14 protein-coding genes are annotated in these 13,275 nt (G+C 72.0%); 11 read left to right on the forward strand and 3 right to left on the reverse strand.

Features of this window, described 5'->3' with window-relative positions:
* The coding region (locus AOJ26_RS14465) for an aminotransferase class V-fold PLP-dependent enzyme (protein ID WP_159044283.1) at positions 1-456 on the forward strand (456 nt) is incomplete at its 5' end.
* A gap of 26 nt (positions 457-482) precedes the next feature.
* On the forward strand, positions 483-860 hold the full coding sequence (locus AOJ26_RS14470) for a DUF1304 family protein (RefSeq protein WP_053848676.1): 378 nt from the start codon (positions 483-485) through the stop codon (positions 858-860).
* Here the strand turns inward: AOJ26_RS14470 and AOJ26_RS14475 are convergent.
* Complete coding sequence (locus AOJ26_RS14475; RefSeq protein ID WP_053848677.1) at positions 857-1,549, reverse strand: N-acetylmuramoyl-L-alanine amidase; 693 nt, start codon at positions 1,547-1,549, stop codon at positions 857-859. The genes AOJ26_RS14470 and AOJ26_RS14475 overlap by 4 nt on opposite strands.
* A 60-nt stretch (positions 1,550-1,609) precedes the next feature.
* On the opposite strand from AOJ26_RS14475, the gene mnmA reads away from it, so the two are divergent.
* Positions 1,610-2,734, forward strand: coding sequence for a tRNA 2-thiouridine(34) synthase MnmA (gene mnmA / locus AOJ26_RS14480; RefSeq protein WP_053848678.1), 1,125 nt, complete (start codon positions 1,610-1,612; stop codon positions 2,732-2,734).
* Positions 2,735-2,828: 94 nt separating this feature from the next.
* Here the strand turns inward: mnmA and AOJ26_RS14485 are convergent, their stop codons facing one another.
* Both AOJ26_RS14485 and AOJ26_RS14490 read right to left on the reverse strand, forming a co-directional pair.
* Positions 2,829-3,611, reverse strand: a complete 783-nt coding sequence (locus AOJ26_RS14485; protein ID WP_053848679.1) for an alpha/beta fold hydrolase — start codon at positions 3,609-3,611, stop codon at positions 2,829-2,831.
* A gap of 37 nt (positions 3,612-3,648) precedes the next feature.
* Positions 3,649-3,972 carry a DUF427 domain-containing protein gene (locus tag AOJ26_RS14490; protein ID WP_053848680.1) on the reverse strand — a complete coding sequence of 108 codons (324 nt, stop codon included), beginning with the start codon at positions 3,970-3,972 and terminating at the stop codon, positions 3,649-3,651.
* Positions 3,973-4,022: 50 nt separating this feature from the next.
* Here AOJ26_RS14490 and AOJ26_RS14495 point away from each other — a divergent pair, with 50 nt between their 5' ends.
* From AOJ26_RS14495 to AOJ26_RS14530, 8 genes are all read left to right on the forward strand, one after another.
* Complete coding sequence (locus tag AOJ26_RS14495; RefSeq protein WP_053848681.1) at positions 4,023-4,562, forward strand: TIGR00730 family Rossman fold protein; 540 nt, start codon at positions 4,023-4,025, stop codon at positions 4,560-4,562.
* Positions 4,563-4,585: 23 nt separating this feature from the next.
* Positions 4,586-5,275, forward strand: a complete 690-nt coding sequence (locus tag AOJ26_RS14500; protein ID WP_053848682.1) for an SDR family oxidoreductase — start codon at positions 4,586-4,588, stop codon at positions 5,273-5,275.
* Between the two features lie 51 nt (positions 5,276-5,326).
* Complete coding sequence (locus AOJ26_RS14505; RefSeq protein WP_053848683.1) at positions 5,327-6,328, forward strand: methionine synthase; 1,002 nt, start codon at positions 5,327-5,329, stop codon at positions 6,326-6,328.
* Between the two features lie 15 nt (positions 6,329-6,343).
* On the forward strand, positions 6,344-8,536 hold the full coding sequence (gene ligA, locus AOJ26_RS14510; protein ID WP_053848684.1) for an NAD-dependent DNA ligase LigA: 2,193 nt from the start codon (positions 6,344-6,346) through the stop codon (positions 8,534-8,536).
* Positions 8,537-8,809: 273 nt separating this feature from the next.
* Complete coding sequence (locus tag AOJ26_RS14515) at positions 8,810-11,041, forward strand: putative bifunctional diguanylate cyclase/phosphodiesterase (RefSeq protein WP_053848685.1); 2,232 nt, start codon at positions 8,810-8,812, stop codon at positions 11,039-11,041.
* Positions 11,042-11,228: 187 nt separating this feature from the next.
* Positions 11,229-11,525: an Asp-tRNA(Asn)/Glu-tRNA(Gln) amidotransferase subunit GatC gene (gene gatC / locus AOJ26_RS14520; protein ID WP_007384860.1), complete on the forward strand. Its 297-nt coding sequence runs from the start codon at positions 11,229-11,231 to the stop codon at positions 11,523-11,525.
* 6 nt (positions 11,526-11,531) lie between these two features.
* The gene (gatA, locus tag AOJ26_RS14525; RefSeq protein ID WP_053848686.1) at positions 11,532-13,025 is read left to right on the forward strand and encodes an Asp-tRNA(Asn)/Glu-tRNA(Gln) amidotransferase subunit GatA; all 1,494 of its coding nucleotides are present in this window, start codon (positions 11,532-11,534) and stop codon (positions 13,023-13,025) included.
* Positions 13,022-13,261 (forward strand): hypothetical protein, encoded by a 240-nt coding sequence (locus tag AOJ26_RS14530; RefSeq protein ID WP_053848687.1) that lies wholly within the window; start codon positions 13,022-13,024, stop codon positions 13,259-13,261. The genes gatA and AOJ26_RS14530 overlap by 4 nt, the downstream gene beginning before the upstream one ends.
* Positions 13,262-13,275 lie beyond the last annotated feature (14 nt).

Consider the following 13,275-nt stretch of genomic DNA (forward strand, 5'->3'; position numbering starts at 1 on the left):
TCCGGCACCCTCGACGTCCCGGCCATCGCCTCCTTCGCGGTGGCCGGCCGCCTCGCCGCCGAACAGCGCGCGTGGTTCGCCACCGAGATCGGCGCCCTGCGCGACGCCCTGGTCGAAGCGGTCCGTACGGCGGTCCCGGACGCGATCCTCGGCGGCGACCCGGCGCCGGGCGGACGCCTCCCGGCCAACGCCCACTTCACCTTCCCCGGCTGCGAGGGCGACTCCCTGCTCCTCCTCCTGGACGCGCAGGGCATCGAGTGCTCCACCGGCTCCGCCTGCACCGCGGGCGTCGCCCAGCCCAGCCACGTCCTGCTGGCCACCGGCACCGACCCCGACCTGGCCCGCGGCACCCTGCGCTTCTCCCTCGGCCACACCTCCACCGAGGCGGACGTCGAGGCGGTCGCGAAGGCCATCGGCCCGGTGGTGGAACGCGCCCGCGCGGCGGGGCTGACGTAGCGGCCCCGGCGCAGGACACTCCGGGCGTGAACCTCGCATCCCAGGTCCTCGCCCTGCTCGCGGCCCTGACCCACCTCGTGGTCGGCACGCTCGAGCGCTTCTTCTACGACCGCACGGCCGTGCGTGTCTTCCTCACCACGTCCGCCGCCGACGCCCCCGAGGTCACGCTGTGGCGCTCGGGCGTCGCCGTCTACAACCTGCTCCTCGGACTCGGCCTGGTCGCCGGGGTCGTCGCGCTGCACGCCGGCGAACCCACCGCGGGCCGCACGCTGATCCTCTACCTGTGCGCGTCCCTCGTGGCCTCCGCACTCGCCTTCGCCGCGTCCTTCCCGCGGCTGTGGCGCGGCGCCCTGGGCCAGGGAGTGCCGCCGGCCCTGGCGCTGCTGGCCGCCGCCCTCCGCTAGCGTCGCCCGTCTGCTGGCCGCGCCTGCGCGGAGGCGGTGCGTGCCTGCCGCACCAGCCTCATGTACCGGTCCCAGTCCCAGTGTTCGCCCGGGTCGGTGTGGTCCGTCCCCGGCACCTCCACATGGCCGATGACGTGCTCGCGGTCCACGGGGATGGCGTACCGCGCGCATATCCGGGCCGTGAGCCGGGCCGAGGCCGCGTACATCGCGTCCGTGAAGTCCTCGGGCCGGTCCACGAAACCCTCGTGCTCGATGCCCACACTGCGTTCGTTGTAGGCGCGGTTGCCCGCGTGGTACGCCACGTCCAGCTCGCGGATCATCTGCGTGATGTGCCCGTCCTTGCGGACCACGTAGTGCGCGGCCGCCCCGTGCCCCGGGTCCTGGAACACCTTCACCGCGGAGGCGAAACTGCCCTGGGTGACATGGATGACCACCATGTCTATGCCGTAGTCGTCGGGCCGGTCCGCACGCCGCCAGTTCGCGTCGGAGGCCGCCACCCACTGCGCGCCGCCGAAGTCGACCGCGCCCTCGACCCGCGGCTTCTCCACGCCCGGCGCCCGCCACCACAGCCGCGCCAGCTCGTCCCGGGCCAGCACCGCGGAGCCCACGGCGGCCGCCGCCCCGCCGACGATCAGCGCCCGCCGGCCGATGCGCCGGTCGGCGTCCCTGGAACCCTCTGTCGCCCCCATGTGGTCGTCAACGGATACCCGGCGGCCCCGGTTCCCGCGTCCCCGTACTCTTGAAGGGTTATGACTGACACCACGCAGCGCCCCCTTCGCGTTCTCGCCGCCATGTCCGGAGGAGTGGACTCCGCCGTCGCCGCCGCCCGTGCCGCCGAAGCCGGCCACGACGTGACCGGCGTCCACCTTGCGCTCTCCGCGAACCCGCAATCGTTCCGCACGGGCGCGCGTGGCTGTTGCACCATCGAGGACTCCCGCGACGCCCGCCGCGCCGCCGACGTCATCGGCATCCCGTTCTACGTCTGGGACCTCGCCGACCGCTTCCGCGAGGACGTCGTCGAGGACTTCGTCGCCGAGTACGAGGCCGGCCGCACCCCCAACCCCTGCCTGCGCTGCAACGAGAAGATCAAGTTCGCCGCGCTGCTCGACAAGGCGCTGGCGCTGGGCTTCGACGCGGTGTGCACGGGCCACTACGCGAAGGTCGTCACCCTCGCGGACGGCTCCCGCGAACTGCACCGCGCCTCCGACATGGCCAAGGACCAGTCGTACGTCCTCGGCGTCCTGGACGAGAAGCAGCTGGCGCACGCCCTGTTCCCGCTCGGCGACACCGTCACCACCAAGGACGAGATCCGCGCCGAGGCCGAGCGCCGCGGCCTCGCGGTCGCCAAGAAGCCCGACTCGCACGACATCTGCTTCATCGCCGACGGCGACACCCAGGGCTTCCTCGCCTCCCGCCTCGGCAAGGCGGAGGGCGACATCGTCGACGAGTCCGGCGCCAAGGTCGGCACCCACGAGGGCGCGTACGGCTTCACGATCGGCCAGCGCAAGGGGCTGCGCATCGGCACCCCCGCCGCCGACGGCAAGCCGCGCTACGTCCTCGACATCTCCCCGGTGAACAACACGGTGACGGTCGGCCCGGCCGCCGCCCTGGACGTGACCGCCCTGAGCGCGATCAAGCCCCGCTGGTGCGGCGCGGCCCCGACCGGCCCCGGCACCTACACGGCCCAGCTCCGCGCCCACGGCGGCGAGACCGAGGTGACGGCGGAGCTGGTGGACGGCTCCCTGGAGGTCCGCTTCACGGAGCCGGTCCGCGGGGTCGCCCCGGGCCAGGCGATCGTCCTGTACGACGGCACCCGCGTGGTGGGCTCGGCGACGATCGCGTCGACGGTACGGGCGACGGCGGGCGTGGCCTGACGCTCCGCCAGGTGCGTGCCGGCGGCCGGAGGCCCCGGCACACGCGTCCGCCGTCGGTTTCGGGGGCGTCGGCACGTGCCCGTGCCGGCGCGTCTCACTCGACGAAGAACTCCGCCAGGACCGGTGCCAGGGCCGTCGGGTCGACCATGTGGGTCTGGCCCTCCAGGACGCGGTACGTGCCCCTCGGGACCGTTTCCGCGACCGTCCTGGTGGCCTCGCGCATCCACTCGGGGCTCGCTCCGCCCGCGACGGCCAGCACCGGCACGGTGACCGACGCCAGCCGGTCCCGGGGGACCAGACCGCCCGCCATGACCGCGTTGTCGTAGGCGAGCGTCGGGGCGACCGCCTCCATACCGGGCCACATGGGGGACTGGCGGGCGCCCCGGATCATCTCCTCGCCCATGCCGGTGAGCCGCAGGAACAGCTCCACCGCGTCCCCGTTCCGGCCCTCCGAGAGCGCGGCTTCGAGGTTCCGGGTGTACGCGGCGTTCCCCTCCGCACCGCCCTCCAGGAAGTCCGCGTACGGCGTCTCGTACACGGCGACCCGGCGCACCGGCAGCCCGCTCGCCGCGGCCTCCAGGACCAGCGCGCCGCCCGAGGAGATCCCGCACAGGCTCGCCTCGCCCCCCGCCGCCTCGATCAGCGCGGCGAGGTCCTCGACCTCACGGGCCACCGCGTAGGGGGCCGTGTCCCCGCTCTGGCCGCGGCCCCGGCGGTCGTGGACGAGGACGTCGAACCGTTCGGACAGCGGCACGGCCAGCGGCGCGACCGTGCCGCCCGTGGACATCGCGCCGCTGACCAGGATGACCGCCGGGCCCTGCCCGGTGCGGGTGTACGCGATCGGTGTGCCGTCGCGCGAGAGGGTCTTCTTCTCCATGCCTGAGGAGACTGCCGTACGGCGGCGGACTCATCGGTCAGGACACGTCGACCTCGTAGAAGCAGAGGTGGTCCTTGATCTCGGCGACGGCGGGTTTCGGTTCGGGATAGGACCACACCAGGTCCGGCGCGTCCGGCAGCGACCAGTAGGACGCGGGGCCCTTGAACGGGCAGTAGGTGTGGGTGTCGGAGGGGGTCAGCAGGTCGAGCCGCACGTCCTCGGCGGGGAGGTAGTACCGCGGGGGACAACCCGTCTCGCGCAGCACGAGGGGCCGTTCGCTCTCCGCCAGGACCTGGTCGCCGTGCACCACGCGCACGTGCTGGTCGACTTGCTCGATGGTGATCGTGTGTCCTTCGGCCATACCTGAAGAGCGCTCGCGGGCCCCCGGTTCTTCCCGCGTACGGTGACCTCATGCGAATCTGCGTCTTCCTCTCCGCCGCCGACCTCGACGACCGTTACACGCGCCCCGCGCGGGAGTTCGCGGAACTGCTGGGCAAGGGCGGCCACACCCTCGTGTGGGGCGGCTCGGACGTGGGGCTGATGAAGGTCGTCGCGGACGGGGTCCAGGAGGCGGGCGGACGGCTGGCCGGGGTCTCCGTGGAGTTCCTGTCCGCCAAGGTCCGTCCGGGCGTGGACGAGATGGTGATCACCAAGGACCTCGCCGAACGCAAGAGGCTGCTCCTGGAGAAGGCCGACGCCGTGGTGATCATGGTGGGCGGCACCGGCACCCTCGACGAGGCGACCGAGATCCTGGAGCTGAAGAAGCACGGGCACACGGAGAAGCCCGTCGTCCTGCTGAACACGGCGGGCTTCTACGACGGGCTGAAGGAGCAGTTCCGGCGCATGGAGGACGAGGGCTTCCTGCCCCGCCCGCTCGCCGACCTGGTGTTCTTCGCGGAGGAGCCGGTGGGGGCGCTGGCGTACCTGGAGGAGTCGCTCGGTACCCGGTGACGCCGTGATGCGAGCATGGCGGCATGGCTACACATGTGATCACCGGAGCGGGCTCCGGCATCGGCGCGGCGGTGGCCCGGCGGCTGCACGCGCGCGGGGACGAACTCGTGCTGCACGCGCGTGACGCGGGCCGTGCGAAGGAGCTGGCGGCGCAGTTCACCGGCGCGCGGACCCTGGTCGGGGACCTGGCCGACCCCGACAAGCTGAGCTGGGCCTTCTCGCACCAGACGCTGCCCGACCGGGTGGACTCCCTGCTGCACGTCGCGGGCGTGGTCGACCTCGGCCCGGTCGGCGACCTGACCCCGAAGTCCTGGCGTCACCAGCTGAACGTCAACCTGATCGCCCCGGCCGAGCTGACCCGTCACTTCCTGCCCCAACTGCGGGCGGCGCGCGGCCAGGTGGTGTTCGTGAACTCGGGCGCGGGCCTCGCCGCCCACGCCGACTGGTCCGCGTACGCGGCCTCCAAGCACGGTCTGAAGGCCCTGGCGGACTCCCTGCGCCACGAGGAGCACGGCAACGGCGTGCGCGTCACCTCGGTCTACCCCGGCCGCACGGCCAGCCCCATGCAGGCCAAGGTCCACCAGCAGGAGGGCAAGGACTACGACCCCGCGCGGTGGATCGACCCCGAGTCGGTGGCCACGGCGATCCTGACGGCGCTCGACCTGCCGAGGGACGCGGAGATCAACGACCTGACGGTCCGCCCGGGCCACTGACGGCCAGGTGGGGGCGAGAACCGTCGGCGCGCGCCTACGTAGGCTTCGTACGTGACCGCAGACTTCACCTTCGCCCCCGCCACCGGCATCGGCTCCCTCCCCGGCGGTGACGCCCGGGAGGCCGCCAGGACCGCCACCGGCTCCTTCGAGGACTTCCCCTTCCTGCCCGAACTGCCCGCCCGCGGTCCCGGCGCCGACATGATCGGCCGGACCGCCGGGATGCTCGTCGAGCTGTACGCGCGCGTGGAGCCCAGCGGCTGGCGGATCGGGGACCGGCCGGGCCGCGACACCAAGCGGGCGCGGTCCTGGCTGGGGGAGGACCTCGACGCCCTGGAGGAGTTCACCCAGGGGTACGAGGGGCAGCTGAAGGTGCAGGCCGTCGGGCCGTGGACGCTCGCCGCCGCGCTGGAGCTGCGGAACGGCGAGGTCGCCCTCTCCGACGCCGGTGCCTGCCGGGACCTCACCGCCTCGCTCGCCGAGGGACTGCGACTGCACCTGGAGGAGGTCCGCAAGCGGGTCCCCGGCGCGCGGATCGTGCTCCAGCTCGACGAGCCCTCCCTCATCGCCGTACTGCGGGGGCAGGTGCGGTCCGCCAGCGGGTACCGGACCCACCGGGCCGTGGACCGGCAGGTCGTGGAGGCCGCACTGCGCGATGTCGTCGGGGTTCACGGGGACGGCCCCGTCGTGGTCCACTCGTGCGCACCGGACGTCCCCTTCGCCCTGTTGCGGAGGGCGGGCGCGGCGGCGATCTCCTTCGACTTCTCGCTCCTCACCGAGCGTGACGACGACGCGATCGGGGAGGCGGTGGAAGGCGGCACGAGGCTCTTCGCCGGTGTCGTACCGGGCACGGACACGGCATTGTCAGACCCTGCCGGTAGCGTCATGGGTGTCAGGACGTTGTGGCGCAGGTTGGGGCTGCATCCGGGACTTCTCGCGGAGGCGGTCACGGTCACCCCGTCGTGCGGACTCGCCGGGGCCTCCCCGGAGTACGCGCGCAGGGCCCTCGCCCACTGCGTCCAGGCGGCGAGATCCCTCGCGGACAACCCAGAGTAACGGGAGGACAACACGGTGGCCGGCGACAAGCAAGCGGAGACGACGGTGCCCGCCGAGGCACGGGAGAAGCACGCGCAGCTCGCTGAGCAGATCGAGGAGCACCGCTTCCGGTACTACGTGAACGACGCGCCGGTCATCAGCGACGCCGACTTCGACAAGCTCCTGCGCTCCCTGGAAGCACTGGAGGAGGAGTACCCCGAGCTGCGCACCCCGGACTCGCCGACCCAGAAGGTCGCCGGGGCGTACGAGACCGAGTTCACGTCCGTCCAGCACCCCTCCCGCATGCTCTCCCTGGATAACGCCTTCAGCGACGAGGAGCTGGCGGCCTGGGCGGAGCGGGTGGCGAAGGACGTCGGCACCACCGACTACCACCTGCTGTGCGAGCTCAAGGTCGACGGCCTCGCCGTCAACCTCACCTACGAGCACGGCCGCCTCGTCCGCGCGGCCACCCGTGGCGACGGCCGCACCGGCGAGGACATCACGCCCAACGTCCGCACGATCGCCGAGATCCCGGACCGTCTGACCGGCGACAAGGTCCCCGACCTCGTGGAGATCCGCGGCGAGGTCTACTTCCCGATGGAGAAGTTCGAGGAGCTCAACGCCCGTCTGGTCGAGGCCGGCGACAAGCCCTTCGCCAACCCGCGCAACGCGGCGGCCGGTTCACTGCGCCAGAAGGACCCCCGCGTCACCGCCACCCGCCCCCTCCACATGGTCGTGCACGGCATCGGCGTCCTGCAGGGCTTCCAGGGCATGACCCGTCTCTCCCAGGCCTACGACCTGCTCAAGTCCTGGGGCCTGCCCACCGCCAAGCACAACAAGGTGGTCGACGGCCTCGACGGCGTCCGGGAGTTCATCGCCTACTTCGGCGAGAACCGCCACTCCGTGGAGCACGAGATCGACGGGGCCGTCGTCAAGCTCGACGAGATCCCCCTCCAGGGCCGCCTCGGCTCCACCTCCCGCGCCCCGCGCTGGGCGATCGCATACAAGTACGCGCCCGAGGAGGTCAACACCAAGCTCATCAACATCCGCGTGGGCGTGGGCCGTACGGGCCGGGTCACGCCGTACGCCCAGGTCGAGCCGGTGACGGTGGCCGGCTCCGAGGTCGAGTTCGCCACCCTGCACAACCAGGACGTCGTCAAGCTCAAGGGCGTCCTCATCGGCGACACCGTGGTGCTGCGCAAGGCCGGTGACGTCATCCCCGAGATCCTCGGCCCGGTCGTGGACCTGCGCGACGGCAGCGAGCGCGAGTTCGTGATGCCGAGCGAGTGCCCGGAGTGCGGTACCGCGCTCAGGCCCATGAAGGAGGGCGACGTCGACCTGCGCTGCCCCAACGCCCGCACCTGCCCCGCCCAGCTCCGCGAACGCCTGTTCTACCTCGCGGGCCGCAAGTCGCTGGACATCGAGCACTTCGGGTACGTCGCCGCGGCCGCGCTCACCAAGCCGCTGGAGCCCGCCGACCCGCCGCTGGGCGACGAGGGCGACCTGTTCGACCTCACCATCGAACAGCTGCTGCCCATCAAGGCGTACGTCCTCGACCAGGACAGCGGCCTGCCCAAGCGTGACCCGAAGACCGGCGAGGAGAAGGTCGCGACCGTCTTCGCCAACCAGCAGGGCGAGCCGAAGAAGAACGCGGTGGCCATGCTGGAGAACATCGCGGCCGCCAAGGAGCGCCCGCTCGCCCGGGTCCTGACCGGTCTGTCGATCCGCCATGTCGGCCCGGTCGCCGCCGAGGCGCTGGCGCGCAACTTCCGCTCCATCGACCGCATCGAGCAGGCGAGCGAGGAGGAGCTGGCGAACACCGACGGCGTCGGCACGATCATCGCGAAGTCCCTCAAGGAGTGGTTCGCGGAGGACTGGCACCAGGAGATCCTGCGCAAGTGGAAGGCCGCGGGCGTGCGCATGGAGGAGGAGGGCTCGGGGGAGGACGAGGGTCCGCGTCCCCTGGAAGGGCTCACCGTCGTCGTCACCGGCACCCTGGAGCGCTTCACCCGCGACGGGGCCAAGGAGGCCCTGCAGTCCAGAGGGGCGAAAGTGACCGGTTCGGTTTCGAAGAAGACGTCTTTCGTCGTCGTGGGTGACAATCCAGGTTCCAAGTACGACAAGGCGATGCAACTCAAGGTGCCAGTTCTGAACGAGGACGGCTTCGACGTCCTGCTCGAACAGGGCCCCGAGGCGGCCGCCGAAGTGGCCCTCCCCACGGAGGAGTAGCGACGAGCCGCGGTTGAAGGCCACCCGATCGGCGCATACCAGATGCATACGGGTGGCCGGGGCGCATTCGGGCAACCGTCGGCGACCGTTGCCCGTGGAAGCCTTCTGCGGCCTACTGTTGAGATGTGCGCCTGCCGTGCCCAGCCGCGGTCGGGGCATTCCCTTGCTCCTGATGAGCAGGGGGAAGGGTTTTCCAACGCGGCGCCGCCGAGAGTTCTTGTCGGGCGAATGAGCCGCGTGGCGTGGGCACCGCCGGCTGTGAGAGGGACGGGAATGGAACCGACCGAGAGCGCCGCCCCGGACTCACGGCTGCGCCGGTTCGCCGAAGCGTGGCGGACGAGCCGGTGGTCCGGGCGGCCTTCGGAGCATCCGGGCGCGGAAGGACGTGCCGGACAGTACACCGCGACCGGCGGCGCCGGCGCCGCCCAGCTCACCGTCGAGCGTGCCCCCGGTGTGCCGGAAGCCGAAGCCGACCGCCAGCTGTCCTGGCCCGCACTGCCCACGGCGGTCGTCGCCGCGGCCGGGTTCGTACTGGGCGCGGGCTTCTACCGGGCCTTCACCGGCGGCCACGCGCTGTTCCCGTCCGGCACCGTCGGCTGGTCGCTGGCCGTGCTGACCGGCGTCATCGTGGGCCACCTGGTCGCCCTCGGCCGGGCCCGCTGGTGGGGCGGCACCGGCTCGGGCGCCGCCTTGACCCTCGCCGTCCTGGTGCTGTACGGCTGGGTGCCCGCCGGCATGGTCAGCCTCACCGTCGTCCTGCTGGTCGGCATAGCCAGGCGCCACCGCTGGCGGCAGGGCATCCTGCACGGCGCGGTGGACATCCTCGGCATAGCCGCCGGCGCCCTGGTCCTCGCCGCGTTCGGCCAGTCGCCGTCCGTCGAGACCCCCTGGAACCCCGACACCTGGACCTTCTACACCGGCCCCGAGGTGGTCCTGGTCGCCGTGGCCTACCTCGCGGTCACCCGGGCCCTGGGCTGGTACCTGCACTCCTCCCGCCACGCCGGTCTGCCCACCGTGGCCCGCACCGCCCTGGTCAGACAGGGTCTGGTCGCGGTCGCCCTGCTCGGCATCGCCCCGCTGGTGTGCGTGGTCGCCACCGCCAAGCCGGTGCTGCTCCCGCTGTTCGCGATCCCCCTGATCGCCCTCGACTCCACCCTGTGGATGGCCCGGGCCCGCGCCGAGGAACAGCTGCGTGACCCGCTGACCGGACTGCCCAACCGCCAGTGGCTCCTGGAGCGCATCTGGTCCGCCCTGGACGACGCCGAGCGCATCGGCGCTCGGTCCGCCCTGATGCTCATCGACCTCGACCGCTTCCGCTCGGTCAACGACACCCTGGGCCATCTCGCCGGTGACCGGCTCCTGCTGCAGATCGCCGACCGGCTGCGGATCGCCCTGCCGCGCGGCGCGGAGGCGGCCCGGCTCGGCGGGGACGAGTTCGCCGTCTTACTGCCGGTCGCCGACTCCACGACCTCCGCGACCCGGGTCGCCCGCAACCTGGTCGCAGCCCTCAGCTCCCCGCTCGACCTCGACGGACTCACCCTCGTCCTGGAGGCCAGCGCCGGCGTCGCCGTCTTCCCCGACCACGCCGTGGACGCCGAGGGCCTGCTGCGGCGGGCCGACGTGGCGATGTACCAGGCCAAGCGGGACCGCACGGGCGTGGAGGTCTACGAGTCCAAGCGGGACTCCAACACCCCCGACCGGCTCGGGCTGCTCGGCGACCTGCGCCGCGCGCTGGACGCGCACGAGGTGCAACTGCACTACCAGCCCAAGGTCCGCTTCGACGGACAGGTCGCCGGTCTGGAGGCCCTCGTCCGCTGGGTGCACCCGGAGCGCGGCAAGGTGCCGCCGGACGAGTTCATCGCGATCGCCGAGTCGTCCGGCCTGATGCCCCACCTCACCGAGTACGTCCTCGACACGGCCCTCGCCCAGGTCGCCGAGTGGCGCGCACAGGGCCTGCACGTGCCGGTGGCGGTCAACGTCTCCCCGCGTGACGTCCACACCCCCGGCTTCGCCGGCTCGGTCGCCGCGCGCCTCGCCCGGCACGGCGTCCCGGCGGGAGCGCTCCAACTGGAGATCACCGAGCACGTCCTGCTGGAGGACCCCTCCCGGGCCGCGGACACCCTCGCCGCACTGACCGGGCACGGCGTGAAGATGTCCCTGGACGACTTCGGCACCGGCTACTCCTCCCTGGTCCACCTGCGCCGCCTCCCCGTCAGCGAACTGAAGATCGACCGCTCCTTCGTGGCCAAGCTGGCCGTCGACACCGAGGACGCGGAGATCGTCCGCTGCACGGTCGACCTCGCCCACTCCCTGGGCCTCCTGGTCGTGGCGGAGGGCGTCGAGGACGACGAGACCTGGGAGCGCCTGCGCGACATGGGCTGCGACGCCGTACAGGGCTGGCTGGTCGCGGCGGCGATGCCCCCGGAGGAGACGACGGCGTGGCTGCTGGCCCGGGGGTCGCGGGGCTGGCAGCGACCCAGGGCGGCGCTGCCCGCAGCGGAGTGAACATTCCAGCCCACGTGCACGGCATTCGCCTTCAGGGGCGCGGGGAACTGCGCGACAAGCCACGACGTACCCGCAGCCGCTCGACGACGGACTCGGGCACCCCCTCGCGAATCCGTTTAACAGCCAGAGGCACCCGCCCCATAGGATTGGCCCCAAACCACACGCACTCACCCCAGAGGATCGCTGCATGCCTGGCATCACGCGCGAGGAGGTCGCCCACCTCGCACGGCTGGCGCGTCTGGAGCTGAAGCCCGAAGAGCTCGAGCACTTCGCGGGACAGCTCGACGACATCATCGGCGCGGTCGCACGCGTCAGTGAGGTCGCCGACCAAGACGTACCGCCGACCTCGCACCCGCTCCCGCTGACGAACGTCATGCGGGCGGACGAGGTCCGTCCGTCGCTCACCCCCGAGCAGGCGCTCTCCGGCGCCCCGGCCCAGGAGCAGCAGCGTTTCAAGGTGCCGCAGATCCTGGGGGAGGACTAAGAAGCCATGACGGACATCATCAAGCTCACGGCCGCCGAGACCGCCGAGAAGATCGCCTCCGGCGAGCTCACCGCGGTCCAGGTCACCGAGGCCCACCTGGCCCGTATCGAGGCCGTCGACGAGAAGGTGCACGCCTTCCTGCACGTCGACCGCGAGGGCGCGCTGGCGCAGGCCCGTGCCGTCGACGAGAAGCGCGAGCGGGGCGAGAAGCTCGGGCCGCTGGCCGGTGTGCCCCTCGCGCTGAAGGACATCTTCACCACCGAGGGCATCCCGACGACCGTCGGTTCCAAGATCCTCGAGGGCTGGATCCCGCCGTACGACGCGACCCTCACCAAGCGGCTCAAGGCCGCCGACGTCGTCATCCTCGGCAAGACCAACATGGACGAGTTCGCCATGGGGTCCTCCACCGAGAACAGCGCCTACGGCCCGACCGGCAACCCCTGGGACCTCACCCGGATCCCCGGCGGCTCCGGCGGCGGCTCCTCGGCCGCGCTGGCCGCGCACATGGCGCCCCTCGCCATCGGCACCGACACCGGCGGCTCGATCCGCCAGCCGGCCGCCGTCACCGGCACGGTCGGCGTCAAGCCGACGTACGGCGCGGTCTCCCGCTACGGCATGGTCGCCTTCTCCTCCTCCCTCGACCAGGGCGGGCCCTGCGCCCGTACGGTCCTGGACGCGGCGCTCCTTCACGAGGTCATCGCCGGGCACGACCCGATGGACTCCACCTCGATCGACGCGCCGGTCCCGCCGGTCGTCGAGGCCGCCCGCAACGGCAGCGTCACCGGCATGCGCGTCGGTGTCGTCAAGCAGTTCCGCGGCGAGGGCTACCAGGCCGGCGTCATCCAGCGCTTCGACGAGTCGGTCGCCCTCCTCAAGGAGCTGGGCGCCGAGATCGTCGAACTGGACTGCCCGTCCTTCGACCTGGCGCTGTCCGCGTACTACTTGATCGCGCCCTCCGAGTGCTCCTCCAACCTCGCCCGCTTCGACGGCCTGCGCTACGGCCTGCGGACCGGCGACGACGGCAGCCACTCGGCCGAGGAGGTCACCTCCCTCACCCGTGAGGCGGGCTTCGGCCCCGAGGTCAAGCGCCGGATCATGCTCGGCACGTACGCCCTGTCGAGCGGGTACTACGACGCCTACTACGGCTCCGCGCAGAAGGTCCGCACGCTGATCACGCGCGACTTCGAGAAGGCGTTCGAGCAGGTCGACGTGATCGTCTCGCCGACGACTCCGACCACCGCCTTCCCGATCGGCGAGCGCGCCGACGACCCGATGGCGATGTACCTGGCCGACCTGTGCACCATCCCGACCAACCTGGCGGGCAACGCGGCGATGTCGCTGCCGTGCGGCCTCGCCCCGGAGGACAACCTCCCGGTCGGTCTGCAGATCATCGCCCCGGCCCTGAAGGACGACCGCCTCTACAAGGTCGGCGCCGCCGTCGAGGCCGCCTTCGTGGAAAGGTGGGGCCACCCGCTCCTGGAGGAGGCACCGTCGCTGTGAGCAAGCTGAACAAGGCGAAGGACTTCAAGAAGTCCAAGTCCGGCACGTACCTGTCCATCGCCACCACGGCGTTCGGCGCCATCGGCGTCGCCAAGCGGCTCAGGAAGGCGCGCGCCGAGAACGACACGCTGGTCCTGATCGACGCGACCGTGGCCGCCGTCGCCGTCGTCACCGGCCTCGCCGTCCTGTACCGCGAGCTGAAGCGGCTGGGCGACGACGACGTCCTGCTGGGCTGAGAGGGAAGTTACAC

Origin of the sequence: Streptomyces sp. NRRL B-24085, from assembly GCF_001282115.1 — a bacterium.
Classification (GTDB): Bacteria; Actinomycetota; Actinomycetes; order Streptomycetales; family Streptomycetaceae; genus Streptomyces.